Origin of the sequence: Aerococcus sanguinicola (genome assembly GCF_001543145.1) — a bacterium.
Classification (GTDB): domain Bacteria; phylum Bacillota; class Bacilli; order Lactobacillales; family Aerococcaceae; genus Aerococcus; species Aerococcus sanguinicola.
In genome coordinates, this window is the sequence record NZ_CP014160.1 from 1,125,898 (window position 1) to 1,142,542 (window position 16,645).

The window sequence follows — 16,645 nt, forward strand, 5'->3', positions numbered from 1 at the left end:
TAAAAAGGGTGTGAGCAGAGGCGGTTAGAAGCTTACCACTGGAGCACGAACGAAAAAGGGCAAGCCTTGCTTGCACGTTTCGATCGTGTGAAGTGGAGAAGCTTCTGCCTCTGCGAACCCAACTAGACAGGGTGTGAGGGCTGGCGGGAGAAATAGACCTCTGGAGCCAAAAGCCAGAGAAGACTGATAGTCTTCGGCGGATTTTAGTGAAGAGGAGCTATTTATGCCAAGTCGAACCCAAGTCCACCCAAGAAACCAGCAGTGGCCGGCCTTCAGCCGGTTTGCTGGTATTTTCTTAGCATTGATAACATTTCAAACAATAGAAGGAAGATGAATAATGGAAATCGTTGGTATTTTAGGCCTGGCCTTAGCCATAATGGCAATTATTTACCTCTCCTTTAAGGGACTCAATATTGTGGTCGCTGCCCCTCTAGCAGCTATCATCGTGATCGTCTGCAATCAGATGAATTTCTTTGAGGCCTTAACAGGATCAGAAAATTCCTATATGGCAGGTCTAGCAGGCTTCTTGATTAAGAATTTTGCTATCTTTTTATTGGGGGCCATGCTCGGCCAATACATGGACCGTTCTGGAGCCACCCAGCGGATTGCGGAAGTCCTCTTAGAGAAGATTGGGACGGATAGCCCCTTCCGCGTTCTCATCGCTTTAACAATTATCGGTAGTGTCCTAACTTTCGGTGGGATTTCAATCTTCGTGGTCTTCTTCACCCTGATCCCTCTAGCCCGGCCTATCTTTAAGAAGTTAGATATTAACTGGGAATTGGTCTCTATCCCTCTTTTCCTCGGAGCGGGAACTTATACCATGTCAATGATCCCGGGGACACCATCTGTTCAGAATGCCATTCCCACAACAGAACTCGGCACGACTCTGACAGCTGCTCCACTCTTAGGGATTGCAGCAACCATTACGATCCTGATATTTGGGCTCTGGTATATGAAACACGAATTAGATAAGAGCATAAAGAAAGGGGAAAACTTCTACAGCTACCTCGATGGTAAGCCAGTTCCAAAAGAAGACCAAGAGGCGGTGACTGACCAAGAGAAGCCAGGCTTTATGGTAAGTATCCTGCCCCTTCTTCTCCTGATTGTCCTTATCCTGGTCTTCAGTAAGGTTCCTAATATTATCTTAATTGCCTTAACAGTAGCCATCCTCTGCTGCGCCTTCCTCTTCCGCAATTACCTGCCAGACCAAAAAGATGTCCTCAACAAAGGGGCATCTGGAGCAGTCGGTTCCTCCTTTGGGGCCGCTTCAGCGGTTGCTTTTGGGGCTGTCTTGACCAGTGCACCAACTTTTGCGGTGGTCCAAGAGGCCTTGGTCAATATGCCAGGTCCTGCCTTAGTGACCCTGGGTGTAATTACGGCCCTCCTATCTGGGGTAATGGCTGCTTCCGGTGCTATCGGTACAGTCGTTTCCCAATTTGCCCAACCTTATTTAGAAATGGGGATCCCGGCAGCTGTAATCCACCGGGTAGTTGTTATTGGTGGGGGCGTACTGACTGTCGTTCCCCAATCTGGGGCGGTCATTGCCTTCAATAGTATCTCAGGTTTAGATTTCAAGCATGGCTTCAAGCAAGCCTTCATTGTCAGCAACGGGGGCTTCCTCTTGGCCTTAATTGTGACCTTGATTCTAGCTGGTGTACTCTATTAATAAGCAAAATAGCCTACATATCCAAGCAGGGATTTTCTCAATAACTGGGAGAATCCCTGCTTTTTTAACAGCTGTATCTCATAAATGACAGTTTGGTAACAAAGAAAGCCTTTTATTAATAAAATTGTCAAGCCGTCTTTACCTGCTGTTAAAGTGACTTTGCTATAGTAGGATCATGAAAGGGAGTGACAGGATGTCTGCGATAAAACGAGCGCTAGTTAGCGGCTTTTTGGTCCTATTAACAGCTTTGCCCACAGTATTTGCAGAGGAAGTGGAAGACCAAGTGGCTGACCAAGGACGGCCGGAAGATTTTCCCAGTTTAGAAATGGACCGCCCCTCTATGGAAGAAGAGGCGGGCTTCGTCCCCCAAGAGGAGGAGACCCAGGAGGATGAGATGCCTCCCACTCAGGCACCTGAAGCGCCCACAGCAGAGCCACCAGCTAGCGAGCCAAGCGATGATTTGGAATTAGCCCAGCCGGACAAGGCCCCACTTGTGCCAAGGCGGTCAGTGATCTGGTCGCGCCCACTTGATCAGGGAGACCAGGGGGAAGCAAGCTCCTCAAGCCCTAAGAAGGCCAATAAGCCCGACGTAAAAGCGGAAGTGCCCCATCCTGAGCTACCCCAGGTGGGGGCGACCACCAAGCTTCAGCCTGGTTTATGGGCCTTGATTAGCGCCTTTGTCTCATTCCTAGTCAGTTGCCTTGAAGAAGATCTTTAAGTAATGATGAGCTGCTCCAAGTTTGTATGGGGTGGCTTTTTTTGTGCTTTACACCAGCCTACTAGGAGCTGTCTAATAATTGGAGGGGTCAACATTTCATTTTGTGACTTTTTGCTTTATACTTCACAGGTGAAGGGGGCTTAGTTATGACCAAAGACCAACATTTATTGGCAGAAGATGCCTTTATTCGTAAGACCCACCGGCTACGGGAACTTTTCTTTGAAGCGATCCACCAGGCTGACCAAGACCAGCTCCAAGTCTTGCTCAAGGAGATGCGGCCGCTCTTTTATAATCGCCGTTTAGGTCTCTTAGACCGGGTTCAGGGCTCTTCTTTGCGTTCACTCAAGAACCTCATGCTCTCCCATAATTCCATGATGGCTTTGGAAGCGGAGCGGGCAGGGCTTGATCCGGCACTCTCCCACCACCTCACCGAGAAGTTTGCCATTATCATTGAAAAGGCCAGCGAGGAAGAGGATTTGATCCGCCTCCATGATGAGATGGCCATGGAATATGCCCGGTCCGACCGTGGGGCGACCGGGCAGAGGCTAGGATGAAGGGAATCTGCCGAGGCTTGAGGGCTTGGACGGCTTCCTTGAGACCGGGGTCTAAAGCCTGTTGGTCGGTCAGGATGGTGCCGTCAATATCGGTCAGGATGAGTTGGATATAAGGTGTTGGCATACTAGGCTCCTTCCTATTGGCTAATAATCACTTGGACTTGGGCATCTTTGGGCAGGTCAGGCGCTTGGTCCGTGATCAGATAGTCGAATTGGTCGATCGAACCGGCTGAATAAGGCGCGGTTCTTTGACATTTAGAGGCTTCTGCGAGCAGGATCTTGGTCTTGGCCTGCTTGAGGATGATTTCCTTCAGATAAGCGTCCTCCGCATCGTCATAGGTCACTTCGCCGTCCTGGAGGCCCGCTGCCCCAATGAAGGCCAGGTCGAAGTGGATCTTGGCCAGGACTTGGGCAGTGTCCAATCCATAGTAGAAACGATTCTTAGGGAAAAATTGTCCGCCCAGCAAGTGAAGCTCGTAGGGCTCCTCGCCGCTCAACATAATGGCGTTGTCCAGGGAATGGGTATAAACCGTCACGCCAGTCTCTAATTGCTGGGCCAGCTGGAGGACCAGGGTAGACACGTCGAAGAAACAAAGCTGGCCTTCCTCCAAGAAAGCCGCCGCCTCCTGGGCAATGGCCGCCTTGACCTGGCTAAATGCCTGCAAACGGTCGTTAAAGCCTGGAATGGTCGGCTGAGACTGCCGGGGCACAATCCCGCCATGGGTCCGCCGCACCAGCCCCTGGTCCTCTAACTTAGTAAAATCGCGCCGAATTGTGTCCCGGGACACATCAAAATAAGCCATCATCTCTTGGTTAGATAGCTGCTTTCGGCTTTCAAGCAAACGCATCATCTCCGCCAAACGCTGCTCTTGGTACATGGAACCGCCTCCTTTTTACTTATAATTTAGCAGATTATATCTAAAAATACAAGCGTTTATAAGTGTTAATAAGGGAATATAAGTAATTAGCAATATGAAAACCCGCCTCAAAGCAGTCATTCAAACTGAATTGAGACGGGTTATTCTTATTTTTGTAATACTATTTATTTAATTATCAGCTTTGGAAACTGATAGTATGACATAATTTTTTAGCTATTCACTTTTGAGCAGGAGTGAAGTGTTGAAGTTGGCCCTTAGCCATGTCCAAGAAAGCGATGTGAATTAGGGATAGTTGGCGGTAAGCCTTACTAGCCCTTTGAAGCTCGCTAGGCGAGAGACCTTGGCTCGAGCCGATTCCATGGCTCTTCAAGGGCCAAATTCAAAAGCGTAACGGATGCTCAACAATGCTAATTATTTTTCGACTTGCAATGTCCTATCTACGTTTCTTAAAGCTAAAAGCAGAGCCCAGGGCAACTAGACTTAGTCCAAAGCCGAGTGCGCCTGCACTAGCGCCAGTTTTCGGAAGGGTAGAAGCTGCTTTCTTCGAAGCAAGCGAGCGTGAACCTTCTTTAGTCTTAGCTGGATCTTTGACAGCCGCAGATTCTTTGATGGATTCTTGTCGACCTGCAGATGGCTTAGCTTGCCCAGCTTGCGCTTTATCGCTCTTTGAGCTAGTCGCTTGTTGGCTAGCTTGGGCAGCTGTCTGACCAGGATCAATTTGGCCGACTTCCTGGCCTTGGTCTGCTTGACTATCAGTGCTGGTTGGAGTCGCCGGAGCTTCATTTTGGTCAACTTCGCTAGTTGAGCCAGGCTTGGTGCTAGTGCCTGGTTTGACTTCTGAACCTGGTTTAGGTCTTGGTCGGTCGGTCTTGGTTGGGTTTGAGGTCGATCCAGTTCCCGTTGACCCGCCTGTTCCTGTTGGCGTCGTTTCTGGCTGGGCGGCCCGAGCGGTTAACCAATCTTTCGCTTGGAGGGGCCGGTCGACCAGGCGGGTTTCCCCAATCCAACCGATGAAGCCGTGCTCGCCTTGGCCGCCGTAGAAAGACCCACCTAGACGCCAGGGTTGGCCCTTGTCGTCAGCTAGGCCGACGGTGTCTGTGGCATTGCGGAGAACGGGAACGCCGTTGACATACATAGTCAAAGTCTTGGCTTCAGGATCGTTGACCACAGCCAGGTGATACCAGTCGCTCAGGTCGACAATTTCCCCAGACCAGGCCGAGCCTTCTGTCGCTTCAGGGCTCTGTTGGTCGACGAAGGAGAATTGGACTTCGCTCAGGTTGGAGAAGGCCCAGGCGAATGGGGGTTCCTCGCCCTCGGTTCCTACATAACCTGGAATGTTTTGGCGCTGACCTTCGCGTACAAGCCACTGCATCCAATCGTTAACCCCATCTGGATTGTATTCGGGATCGAATTTGATGAAGCTTTCGAAGGTATAGCCGTTTTCAAAGTTTTCCAGGTTGATGGGTGCCCCGTCCTTGGTGCGGAAGTAGGAGGCCCGGTGGTTGGGCTCGTCTGCCGTTGGTCGGTGGTCATTCTTGAAGCGGATGGAACCGGCATTAGAGGATAGGGGATGGTGGTCGCTGGACCAGGTCACATCTTCTAGGACAGCACCTTCGATATTGCCTTCGTTGAGTGGGGCCCGGTAGAAGTTATTGGCAGGATTAGTGATGTCAACTAAAGCCTCGCCCACGCCAACTGCTTGCCCATCTTCACCGGAAATCCGCCAGTGGGCCACGGTGCCTTCCACGACAGGATAGTCTTCTTCCGAAGTCGGACGCTCTTGTTCAACGGCTTGAGGGGCTTGGTAGGTTTCGCTGTAGTAAGTCCGCAGCTGGCTGGAATAGGACGGATCGTCGGGCTGGCCAACCACCAAGTTAGGGAAACGCCCCTTGAAGTCAAGGTCGAAAGTAAAGCTAGCCCCGTCGTCGGTGAGGAAGACTTGGTCATAGCCATTGAGGGTTTCTTTGTCCTTAGTAGGCACCCAAGGGGAGAAGGTGGTCTGGTGGATCTTGCCGTTGGTGAGGTCGAACTCCGTCAGCGCCATGTAGCCGTTCCCGCCCATGTAGGCCATCTGTTGGTCGGTCAGAATCTGGTAGACCGGGTTGCCAAAATTATTGGTTCGCTTGACCCGGGAAGCCCCGTGGTGGTGGCCGTTATAGGTCAGGAAGACCTGGTCGTAAGGAGCGATGAGCCGGTCCCAGATCACTTCACCGAATGGGGTCTTCAGGGCCTGTGAAGTTACCGTATCGTTATTGATCAATTGGTGGGAGACCAGGATGGTAGGAGTGTCAGGATTTTCTTTTAAAACCGCTTCGGCCCAGTCTAATTCAGCCCCCTCAGCGCCCCAGGACAGGCCGAGGACTAAGAAATCTTGGTCGTCCACATTGAAGATATGGTATTCGTGGGCATCGTTCGGCCCTCTGCCTTGGAAGGTGTCGTTCTTTTGGGCCCGTTCACCGGGGAAAACCTCGGTATAGTAGCCGTAGTAAGGACTCTGACCGTTCTCTAGGGGCTGGCCGCCGATATCGTGGTTGCCGGCAATGATCAGGTAAGGCTCCTGGTTGGCTTCGAGGATCCCCATGGCTTCGCTGGCCACCTGCCACTGGGCGGGCTTATTGGCCTGGTCCACCACATCCCCCACGTGCAGGGTCATCGCAATCCCATAGTCATCCGCATGGTCCGCAATCCACTGGGTCTGGGCCGCAAAAGGTTCCGACCCATAAGCCGCATTAAATTGGTCCCCCTCAGCCTCTGTCGCATAGCGGGAATAGAACTGGGTATCCGGTAAAATTGCCAGCGAAAAACGCGCCCCCGGCTCTTCCCCAGCCTCAACCGTCGTTGGAATCTCAGTCTCCTTAACCGGTGTCACCACCTGCTCAAAGGTCAGATCCTGGTCCACAATCTGCTCCCTGGAATCCGTCGCTGAAGAGATGTTCTCTTGGGTCTTGAGCGGCGCCTCCTGAGCAATCTGGTCAGAAAGCTTAATCCCAGCTTGGTCAGCAGCCGCCCGCTCAACCGTCTGTGGCTGGCTTATTTCAGCATTCTCCGCAGCCGCCACCGACACCTGGCCCGCACTCACAAATGCACACAGCGCAGCCGACGAAAATAAAAGATGCTTACCAACAGCTAATTTCTTCATAATCTAAACCTCCGTATCATTAATCAACTACTACCCTCAATTATAGCGAGCGGATGTTTAGAATATGTAAAAGTCTTGTGTGGCTTGTGTAAAGGGAGAGATACAATAAAACTAAGCTGCCTAGTCAAATCTTATAGAAGAGTTTCTCTTGAAAGGAGAAATAACTGCAAGTATGCTATCTAGAATAGGATTTGTTATAATGAGAATGATTTTAAAATTATAGTCTAGGTGAGTAATTCAATAATCTCTAGAAAAATCTGTAAAAGATTGTTAAATGACCAAGTCTATCTCTAGAAACGATCTGGAGAATGTTGTAAATTAACTGAATCTATCTGTAGAATTAAGTATCTAATTTTTAAATAAGGGGATGTATTGATGGAAGTCTCAGAATTTTACGATTTAATTTCGAATGGTGAAAATGATAGAGTAGATTATAAATTGCAATGGTATACAAAAGAAAAGAAGATTGATTTAATAATCGATATCTTGAATTTCGTCAATACAGTCCATCATGAAGATTGTTATATAATTATCGGGATAAAAGATGATTCGAGAGAAGTTATTGGAGTAGATATCTATGATGAAAATCGATTGCAGTCAGAACAAATCACTGATCAGTTAAGAAGCTTGTCTTTATCTGGAAATTATATCCCAGAAATTGAAGTGTCTTCTATTGAAGTCAAAGATAAAATTTGTGACATCATTACGATATATAATACTAATCATACCCCTGTTTATTTATTGGAAGACCGCCGTTGGGGAAAGAAGAATATAGGGGCGGGCCAGATATTCTCGCGAAATCAAGGCTCGAATACGCCGATTGATCGAACGGCTCCAGATTATATAGTTGAAAAACTATGGGCCAAAAGATTTCATTTAGATAGAGATATTAAAGATCGCTATAACGAAGTTTTAAAAGATTATAATAATTGGACATTTGTCGATAGTTTTAATGGAAATCCAGCAAGATTTATCTATAATTTAGATCCAAATTTTTATATTGATTTATTGGGAGATGAATTAGGAAGAGATCAGTTTCAACCTATAAGCTTAAACGCTCTTAGGTTGAATGTCTCTTGGGAAATGGCTAGTCTTAAATATAATCATTTGGAAATTGACTCTGAATGGATTTTTTGGATGGATGATACTCGCTTTCTTCAGGTTTGTCCTTCACCAGGGCATATTTCAGATTATATTTCTAGAGATTGTGGTCTTTTAAGCTATGAATACTATATCGATAATAGCATAGCGTATAATCTGAATGAGCTACTTTGGAAGTGTCCATCATCTCTAAATCGCCATTACTTACATGAACAAAAAGATAGAGTGATGAAATCAGTTGTCGTATATGCTGATCTTGAAGAAAAGAAAAAGATAGAAAATGAAATTTTAGAACATTTTAATCTTCCTAGTGATATTGAAGCAACAGAAAAAGAGATTGAATTAGTTGAAGCTCGAATAAAAACTGATATTTGGAATCCTGATACAGAGTATAGACTAGCTAAAGACTATAAAGAGCAGAACAATTTAGGGAGACTGATAAATAGTTATATGAGACAAAAGTCTTAAGGTTGCAGAGAAAAACAAAGGAGAAATATATGAATGAAATATCTTTTTTATTAACAGCTCCACTTGAGGATATTCTCAGTTCTGTACTTATAAATGAAGAGCTTATATTATTCGACTACACTGACAAACACCAAAATTCCTCTTTGTCAAATGGACGGTCTACTGGAAAATATATGATCAATAGTATAATGGATTTTTCTAAAACGTTCTTTATAAATAAAAAAATATTAGATAAAGAATATGTCAAAAGTAGCTATATACTATCTTTAGATTCGAATGTGCTTGGCGATTTAAAAAATTGCTTCGTGAAAGAAAATGAAAATTCTGACTTATTATCAATGATAGCATTGGCAAAGAAAAATAATATGAGATTGGACTTTAATCCATATGTATTAGAAAATACTCTTAATAATTATTATTTTGAAGATGAAATATTATATAAACATATCGAGGCTTTTAATACGGCAGATTCATTTGATCCCGTACATGATGATAGCTTACAAGATGCCTATGAAAGAAATCAAGATTGGATATCATTTGAGTCACAAAATAAGTACGATGAAATAAAAAGCAATTACAATTCTAGTAATCTAAATCAGATTCTTAATTATTATCATAATACTTATATTCTTTTGTTAAAAACCTTTTTAATAAAATTTGATTCTAAAATTAAATCAAACAATAAGAAAATAGATGTATTAATTGACTTTATTACGAGTAACTTAAGGATATATGGTGAGAACGAATTCGTTATTGCTGTATTTGGAATTAGGAATAATAAGACACTATCTAATTTTTTGACAGTACAGCCTAATTCAAAAGATAAAATAAATAAAATTAGTGGTATGGCTTGGGATTTAGCACATATAAGATATTTAGAAATGATGATGAGAGATCGAATTGCTCCTGATAATATATTCCTAGCTTATTTCTTATCAGCAGATAAAGGGTTATCTCAAACTATTAATCTCAATCCAGTCCAACGTATTTTATTTGAAGTTTCAGATAAGGGAAAGAGGGCAATCTTTAGAAGAAAATATAATACTGAGAATATTAGTCTCAGTAGACAACAAATTGATAAAATAAGAGAATGGCGCTTTACTCAGAAAGCTCAGCTAACTGTCTCAGAATATAAAAATCTTTCATCAGAATTAGAAGAACAAATGAAGTTTTATAATTAAAGGAGCTATAACATGACAAACCAAGTCCCTAGTGGATCGCTGGATCTTACCCAGAATAATATCGAAAAGTTAAAAGAACTTTTTCCAGAAGTTATTACAGATGGTGGAAAGATCGATTTTGAAACTTTGCAAACCATTCTAGGTGAAGAAATTGACGATGAAGGGGAACGCTATTCCTTTACTTGGCCAGGTAAGCGTGAATCTATCCTAGGATCACAGCTTCCTTCTAAGGGGACATTACGGCCTAATGTTGACAAGAGTAAGGATTTTGACCATACTGGAAATTTATATATTGAAGGAGATAACCTAGAAGTTTTAAAACTCTTGCAAAAATCTTATAACAGTAAGGTGAAAGTGATTTATATTGATCCACCTTACAACACCGGAAAAGATTTCGTCTATAAGGATGATTTTCGCGAGGGGGTAGAAAACTACCTTGAGCAGACAGGGCAAGTGGACTCGGATGGCAATCTACTTTCTACTAATTCTGAAAGCAATGGTCGTTTTCATACAGATTGGTTAAATATGATGTATCCACGTTTACGATTAGCTAGAAATCTTCTAGCTGAAGACGGAGTTATTTTTATATCAATTGATGATGGAGAAGTAGCAAATTTAAAAAAAGTTTGTTCAGAAATATTTGGAGAAAAAAATTTCCTTGCTCAAGTGATTTGGGAAAGGGCTTACGCTCCAGTTAATTTAAAGAAAAACTTTTCTGAAAGTCACGATTTCATTTTAGTATATGGAAAGAATACTGATGGCTTAGAATCAAATGGAATAGCTAGATCAGACAGGCAAATTGATAGCTATATAAATCCTGATAATGATCCAAGAGGGATTTATAAACCAGACAATTTCACGGTTGGACCAGCAGTTGAAAAGAATATTTATGAAATTACAACACCATCGGGGAGAGTAGTTTTACCTCCTAATGGCTATTCATGGCGTTTCTCTAAAGAACGGTTTAATGAGTTATTGAGTGACAATCGAGTTTGGTTTGGTAAGGATGGCAATAATGTCCCAGCATATAAAAGATTTCTTTCGGAAGTTAAATCAGGCGTAACTCCTATGACTATTTGGAAATATGATGATGTTGGACACTCTCAAAGTGCAACTAAATATTTGAGAAACTTGATGGATGGGAAAGCATATTTTGACTACCCTAAACCAGTTGATTTAATTAAACGTTGCATTGAACTATATTCTGAACCTGATTCAATTGTTCTAGATTTCTTTGCTGGTTCTGCGACGACGGCAGAAGCTGTAATGAAGAAAAATGCTGAAGATAGTGGGAGTCGTAAATATATTATGGTGCAATTGCCTGAAGTTCTTGAGGAATCCTCGACTGCCTATAAGGATGGCTATCGAAATCTTACTGATATAGCTGTTGAACGTATCCGCCGCGCTGGTGACAAGATAATTGATGAAAATCCAGAACTAGCTGACACTTTGGATATTGGTTTCAAATACTTTCAACTCGATAAGTCCAACATTCAAGAATGGAATCCAGATTTTGAGGATTTAGAAAATGACAAGGTAAATTTATTTGAAGATGTTTTTGTAGAGGGACGATCTGAATTAGATATTGTCTACGAAATCATGTTGAAGAATGGCTTGGAGTTGATTTTACCTATAACTACTTTTGAAATTGAGGGTAAGATAGTTTATGACATTGCTTATGGATCACAGTTTATCTGCTTAGCTCATGGGATCGATTTGGCTGTAGCTGAAGGGATTATTACTAAGCGAGATGATTATGATTCACAGCTAATTTCAGGTGTTGTGTTTAAAGATAAAGGCTTTAAAGGTAACGATGCGATGAAGTTGAACGTCATCCAAGCCTTGGTTGATGCGGATTTCGCCGAAGAAGCTATTCAAACGATTTAGGAGGTAGAACATGAAAATTCAATTTGAAGACTTGGACTACCAAGGACAGGCGATTGATTCCATTCTTCATGTTTTTGATGGGCACAAGGCTCGGCAATCAAACTTTACGATTGGGGGAAGCTATGCTCAATACCATCTTTTAAATGAATATGGGGTTAGCAATCAGATTATTTTTAATCCTAATCGTTTGCTTGATAACGTGCAACAAGTCCAGATTGCCAACCAGCTTCCTCTAACAGAACACCTACCTGCTGGCTATCCTCAGTTTAATATTGAAATGGAAACAGGGACGGGGAAGACCTTTGTCTATTTGAAGTCTATCCTAGAAATGAATCAGAAATATGGCTTTACTAAGTTTATTATTGTCGTCCCTTCTATTGCGATAAAGGAGGGGGTCTTTAAGTCAATTGAGATGACACGTGAGACCTTCAAGAAGACAATGAATGGGATGGTCTACCGCGCTTTCATGTATGATTCAAGTAAATTAGAGAATGTAGATGGATTCGCTCGAAATGAGACGGTAGAGATTATGGTGATTAATATCCAGTCCTTCTCTAAGCGCGGAAAGGCGACTGATAATCTAAATATTATCTATCGAGACGATATGGATAGTATGAATGGAATCCGTCCAATTGATCTGATTGCAGAGACCAATCCAGTTGTTATTATTGATGAGCCCCAAAGTGTGGATAATACGGAAAATGCTAAGGAGGCGATTGCCGCTCTGAATCCTTCTGTTACCTTTCGTTTTTCAGCCACTCACAAGCAAGAGTTTCCTTTGCTTTACAAACTAGGCCCTGTGGAAGCCTACCAAAAAGAATTGGTTAAACAAATAGAGGTCGCTGGTTTTAGCGAAGATATCGATCCAAATGAAGCTTATTTTAAACTAGTCGACATCAAGGCAACGAAGAAGACAATTAGTGCCACAGTAGAAATGAATGTGCGGACCAAGAACGGTGTTGAGCGTAAGCAGAATGTTAAACTCAAGCAAGATGACGACCTCTACCTCAAGTCTAAACGCCTAGAGCCCTATGAGTCACTCGGTTTTGTACGAGAAATTTCAGCAGAACCAGGTAATGAATATATCGAATTATCTGGCGGAAAGGAAATCTATCGACTATCTGAAGCTGAGCGAGATGACCGGTTGCTTAAGCGGGCTCAGATCCAGAAGACCATCGAAGAACACCTCGATAAAGAATTAAAATTAAATCCAAAGGGAATTAAAGTTCTAAGCCTCTTCTTTATTGACCAGGTAGATAAGTATCGTCAGTATGATGAGAACAATGAAGCGATTAAGGGAGAATATGCCCGAATTTTTGAAGAAGAGTACCAAGCTCTGATTAAAAGAGAGAAGTACCAGAGCTTGAGAGATCGTGAAGTGCCAGTAGAAGAGGTTCATGATGGTTACTTTGCGGTGGATAGTAAGCAAAAGATTAAGAACACAACAGGGACCTCTAAAGCAGATGAATCTGCCTATCAAATTATCATGAAAGATAAGGAAGATCTACTCACCTTCTACGATGAAGAAAAAGGGAATACAAAGCGTGCAAATAAATTACGCTTTATCTTCTCGCACTCAGCTTTGAAGGAAGGCTGGGATAATCCAAATGTCTTTCAAATTTGTACTTTAGTGGAAACTAAAGATACATTGACAAAACGGCAAAAGATTGGTCGCGGTTTACGGATTGCAGTCAACCAAGAAGGTGAACGCGTACCAGGTTTTGAGACCAATGTTCTTACTGTAATGGCTAATGAAAGCTACCAGCAGTTTGCTACTGATTTGCAGCAAGAATATGAAAGCGAAGGGGTTCAATTCGGTCTCTTTACCGATAATATTTTCTCTTCTTTAATTGTGGGAGAGCGTGCTGACGGAACTAAGAGCGCTTTAGGACTAGAAAAATCTCGACTCCTCGTCCAGTATATGCAAGATGAGGGTTACATCGATAAGAAACGCAAAGGAACAGAGAAATTAGCCCAAGATCTTAAGGACCAAAGTTTCAAGGTTCCAGAAGAAATTGCCCAATTAGCTCTAGGCATGTCTAATCGAATTATTCAGGCCATTGAAGAGAAGTTCCATTCTGATAAGGTTGAAATTAAAGACCGGCGAACACGAGTTTCTGTTAAACTGAATAAGCAAGCACTAACAGGCCCCTTCCTCGATTTGTGGGAACGCATTAATGAGAAAACACGTTATTCTATTTCATTTGATTCCAAACGTTTCATTGAAGAAGTATCCAATGAATTATCGCTTGAGTTACAAGTGAAACGTCGCCGAATCGACTATTCGAAAGCTCAAGTTGGCATTGCTGAAGCAGGAATTGATTTCGTTGAAGAAGAATCAGGGGCTTATTCTAGCGTAGACAAGGTGTACACAGAAGTCCCTGATATTTTGACTTATCTTCAGAATGAAACACGGTTGACGCGGCAAACGATTATTAAGATCCTTAAGAAAAGTGATACCTTGCGTGATTTCAAGCGGAACCCTCAGGAATATATGACAGAAGTAGCACGTATCATTAACGCTCATAAGCGAGTAGTAATGGTCGATGGCATTAAATATGAAAAAATAGGCGAGACCTACGATCAAAGCTTGCTAGAAGCAGATGAAATCGACCAATACGCCGATAATACATTGGAAGTGCACGATGATCGCTATCCTTATAATTATGTTGTTTATGATTCAGAGACAGAGCGCAATTTTGCCGTGGAATGTGAGCATGATAGAAATGTGAAGTGCTACATCAAATTGCCAAGTAACTTCAAAGTTCCGACACCACTGGGCAACTACAATCCCGATTGGGCAGTCTTGATAGAGCAGGATAAAGAAGATAAACTGTACTTTGTAGTTGAAACCAAGGGAACAACTGACACTACTCAGTTGCGGTCAACCGAACAAGCTAAGATTAAGTGTGGTCGCAAGCATTTTGATGCGATCGATTCAGGTTTAGCCTTTAAGGTGTCTACGAATTTGCGGGATGTTTATTAATTAGACTCTTAAATATAGCGATTTTAGATTGTCTTTTACTTACATCACAGATGATCTTTACATACTGATAATAAAAAATAAGAACCGTTCAAATGATCTCTAACGAGAGGTGTTCGTACGGTTCTTATTTTTTGTAAGTTATTTGAGACTTGCTTTAGTATTAGTAACTCTCAAATGTTAAATAATGCTGTTTGATATCATCTAATATTTTAAATAACTTAATGAAGTTATCGAAATTTATAGTCTCTCTATTTTCTTCTACAGCTTCTGAAAAAGGAGCCTTTCGATCCCTAGAAAAGGATAAACGTTTTTTATCTTCCTCCGTAAATAAATCTTCAATTTCAAAAGCATTAGGATTCTTTTGGGGACTAGGAATGGTTGTCAGATATAGATTTCCGACTAAATGTAAAAAATTAGTAGATTGTAATAATTCATAGGGGGGTTGATAATTACCACCCGTGTAAATGGCTTTTAAGAATTTTTTTAAAGGTTTATTGCTACTGTTCTCATTATCTAAGAGAATAACTACTGGATGATGGTTGAAGGGATGACCGTATTTTCGAAAATAATGATAAAAATGAGGAGACACCTTAGATAATCCTATATTAATTTCGCAGTCCTCTACTATTCCTTTTCCAAAAGTTATCTGCGAAGTATATTGGAAAAAGAGTTTAGAAATCTCATCTCCGCCTTCGCCTGTTTTATTATCACTCTTTGAATTCAAAAAATATGTAGTTATTGAATTGTTCTTTTTAAACAGTTTATAGTCGAATTTATTGACTACTTCAATATCCCGAGGTAGTAAAGATTTGTATGCTGAGTCAATATATGAAAAATCAGTCTTACCTTCAGTAATTAATAAGGGTGTAGCGTTGACATAGAATGTTTTATAAAATAGAAATTTAGAGAAATCTTTTTCTCGTTTCGAATAAGTTCTTAAAGACTTGTTATTTTGTGCAAATTGATTATTTTGTAATTTAAGATTATCAATCCAATTCGAAAAATTAAATCTACCAGTTAGGATCTCTAAGGTTTTTTCATTCTCGTTAATATTATAGACATTATCGCCTATGAAATATTCCCCTTTAGTGTATAAATTATGGGCCATTGCACGAGTTTTAGAACTATAAGTTCTAGGGACATTTACTATTTTGTTAACAGAAAGTCCAGTTATTGTCTGCCTATTATTATAGGTAAGAAAATGTGTCTTGTCTTGATTAATTTCGTGCCCACAAGCTTTGACGATTCGATCTAATTCAATCAAAAATTCACCATATTTATCACTGAAAGTATTATCGTTTGTTGAAAAGGTTAGGTCATCTGCATAGCGGGTATACTTTAATTTATATTTTTGACATAAGGATAATATGCGGCGATCAAGTATTGCAGTAATCATATTTGCGATTGTAGGAGAAGTAGGAGCGCCCTGTGGCAAAACTTTTTTATAGCAAGTTAATTGTGCTAAAACAGTTGCCATTTCCTTAGAAAGATTGAATCGCTTATCCTTTTCAAAAAAACCTCTTACTCTACCAAAATGGAAATGATCAAAATAGTCTTCTAAGTCTATATTAAGAATATATTTTTTATTTCTATGTTGAGAAGCATTCGTAAAAATATTCTTTTTTCTCACGAAACCATGTGAAATTTGCTTTTCAGCTTCTCTAAAAGCGAATGCCTTTAAATAATATTGGCTAAGAAGATCATTTAATTTCCTTAGAACTATTTTTAAAGAATCGTTTGGAGCAGCAATTGTTCTTGTAGCGCCACCCCTTTTTTTCTCTAACTCAAAGGTATGATATTGGGTATTAACATTTTGGGTGGGAGAGTAGAGTAAGCGTGTTAATATTTGTAATTCAATTTCAAGTAAATTAGCTAATTCAGTTCTTGTTGTAAAATTATTAATTTGTAAGTTCATATCTAATCCTTAATAAAAATAAGTGCATGATATCTCATTAGAACGATATGTCGATAGTCGATATTGACTAAATGAGTGTACGCAGACTAGGCCTGCCTACATCAGCAAAAAGATACGCGAATCACGCACCAAAACAAATTCATATCATGCAC

At 41.7% G+C, this 16,645-nt stretch carries 11 protein-coding genes; 7 read left to right on the forward strand and 4 right to left on the reverse strand.

The genetic code is table 11. The annotated features are described in order from the left end of the window. Window positions 1-337 precede the first annotated feature (337 nt). The 3 genes from AWM72_RS05050 to AWM72_RS05060 all read left to right on the forward strand — a co-directional run bounded on the left by AWM72_RS05050 (window position 338) and on the right by AWM72_RS05060 (window position 2,938). Window positions 338-1,666: a GntP family permease gene (locus AWM72_RS05050; RefSeq protein ID WP_067974200.1), complete on the forward strand. Its 1,329-nt coding sequence runs from the start codon at window positions 338-340 to the stop codon at window positions 1,664-1,666. A 193-nt stretch (window positions 1,667-1,859) separates the two neighbouring features. Then, window positions 1,860-2,384 carry a hypothetical protein gene (locus AWM72_RS05055; protein ID WP_067974202.1) on the forward strand — a complete coding sequence of 175 codons (525 nt, stop codon included), beginning with the start codon at window positions 1,860-1,862 and terminating at the stop codon, window positions 2,382-2,384. 146 nt (window positions 2,385-2,530) lie between these two features. Continuing rightward, window positions 2,531-2,938 (forward strand): hypothetical protein, encoded by a 408-nt coding sequence (locus AWM72_RS05060; RefSeq protein WP_067974205.1) that lies wholly within the window; start codon window positions 2,531-2,533, stop codon window positions 2,936-2,938. Here AWM72_RS05060 and AWM72_RS09225 read toward each other — a convergent pair. The 3 genes from AWM72_RS09225 to AWM72_RS05070 all read right to left on the reverse strand — a co-directional run bounded on the left by AWM72_RS09225 (window position 2,832) and on the right by AWM72_RS05070 (window position 6,955). Further along, window positions 2,832-3,062 (reverse strand): HAD family hydrolase, encoded by a 231-nt coding sequence (locus tag AWM72_RS09225; protein ID WP_083505582.1) that lies wholly within the window; start codon window positions 3,060-3,062, stop codon window positions 2,832-2,834. The genes AWM72_RS05060 and AWM72_RS09225 overlap by 107 nt on opposite strands. Window positions 3,063-3,075: 13 nt before the next feature. Then, window positions 3,076-3,816, reverse strand: a complete 741-nt coding sequence (locus AWM72_RS05065) for a DeoR/GlpR family DNA-binding transcription regulator (protein WP_067974207.1) — start codon at window positions 3,814-3,816, stop codon at window positions 3,076-3,078. A gap of 433 nt (window positions 3,817-4,249) precedes the next feature. Further along, window positions 4,250-6,955 carry a LamG-like jellyroll fold domain-containing protein gene (locus tag AWM72_RS05070; protein ID WP_067974210.1) on the reverse strand — a complete coding sequence of 902 codons (2,706 nt, stop codon included), beginning with the start codon at window positions 6,953-6,955 and terminating at the stop codon, window positions 4,250-4,252. A 375-nt stretch (window positions 6,956-7,330) separates the two neighbouring features. On the opposite strand from AWM72_RS05070, the gene AWM72_RS05075 reads away from it, so the two are divergent. Genes AWM72_RS05075 through AWM72_RS05090 form a run of 4 tightly spaced genes read left to right on the forward strand, consistent with a single transcriptional unit; the run spans window position 7,331 to window position 14,578 of the window. After that, window positions 7,331-8,524 (forward strand): AlbA family DNA-binding domain-containing protein, encoded by a 1,194-nt coding sequence (locus AWM72_RS05075; protein WP_067974213.1) that lies wholly within the window; start codon window positions 7,331-7,333, stop codon window positions 8,522-8,524. A gap of 29 nt (window positions 8,525-8,553) precedes the next feature. Continuing rightward, a complete protein-coding gene (locus AWM72_RS05080) occupies window positions 8,554-9,705 on the forward strand; it encodes a hypothetical protein (protein ID WP_067974217.1) in 1,152 nt (383 codons plus the stop codon). Window positions 9,706-9,717: 12 nt separating this feature from the next. Next, complete coding sequence (locus tag AWM72_RS05085) at window positions 9,718-11,592, forward strand: site-specific DNA-methyltransferase (RefSeq protein ID WP_067974220.1); 1,875 nt, start codon at window positions 9,718-9,720, stop codon at window positions 11,590-11,592. Window positions 11,593-11,602: 10 nt separating this feature from the next. Further along, the gene (locus AWM72_RS05090) at window positions 11,603-14,578 is read left to right on the forward strand and encodes a type III restriction-modification system endonuclease (RefSeq protein WP_067974223.1); all 2,976 of its coding nucleotides are present in this window, start codon (window positions 11,603-11,605) and stop codon (window positions 14,576-14,578) included. 160 nt (window positions 14,579-14,738) lie between these two features. Here the strand turns inward: AWM72_RS05090 and AWM72_RS05095 are convergent, their stop codons facing one another. Continuing rightward, window positions 14,739-16,493: a retron Ec67 family RNA-directed DNA polymerase/endonuclease gene (locus AWM72_RS05095; protein WP_067974226.1), complete on the reverse strand. Its 1,755-nt coding sequence runs from the start codon at window positions 16,491-16,493 to the stop codon at window positions 14,739-14,741. Window positions 16,494-16,645 lie beyond the last annotated feature (152 nt).

What these genes read in the sequence shown, in the direction of transcription:
- AWM72_RS05055 (WP_067974202.1), top strand. Translation starts at nt 1,860, where the DNA reads ATGTCTGCGATAAAACGAGCGCTAGTTAGCGGCTTTTTGGTCCTATTA.
- AWM72_RS05090 (WP_067974223.1), top strand. Translation starts at nt 11,603, where the DNA reads ATGAAAATTCAATTTGAAGACTTGGACTACCAAGGACAGGCGATTGAT.
- AWM72_RS05065 (WP_067974207.1), bottom strand. Translation starts at nt 3,816, where the DNA reads ATGTACCAAGAGCAGCGTTTGGCGGAGATGATGCGTTTGCTTGAAAGC.
- AWM72_RS05095 (WP_067974226.1), bottom strand. Translation starts at nt 16,493, where the DNA reads ATGAACTTACAAATTAATAATTTTACAACAAGAACTGAATTAGCTAAT.
- AWM72_RS05060 (WP_067974205.1), top strand. Translation starts at nt 2,531, where the DNA reads ATGACCAAAGACCAACATTTATTGGCAGAAGATGCCTTTATTCGTAAG.
- AWM72_RS05070 (WP_067974210.1), bottom strand. Translation starts at nt 6,955, where the DNA reads ATGAAGAAATTAGCTGTTGGTAAGCATCTTTTATTTTCGTCGGCTGCG.
- AWM72_RS05080 (WP_067974217.1), top strand. Translation starts at nt 8,554, where the DNA reads ATGAATGAAATATCTTTTTTATTAACAGCTCCACTTGAGGATATTCTC.
- AWM72_RS05050 (WP_067974200.1), top strand. Translation starts at nt 338, where the DNA reads ATGGAAATCGTTGGTATTTTAGGCCTGGCCTTAGCCATAATGGCAATT.
- AWM72_RS05075 (WP_067974213.1), top strand. Translation starts at nt 7,331, where the DNA reads ATGGAAGTCTCAGAATTTTACGATTTAATTTCGAATGGTGAAAATGAT.
- AWM72_RS09225 (WP_083505582.1), bottom strand. Translation starts at nt 3,062, where the DNA reads ATGCCAACACCTTATATCCAACTCATCCTGACCGATATTGACGGCACC.
- AWM72_RS05085 (WP_067974220.1), top strand. Translation starts at nt 9,718, where the DNA reads ATGACAAACCAAGTCCCTAGTGGATCGCTGGATCTTACCCAGAATAAT.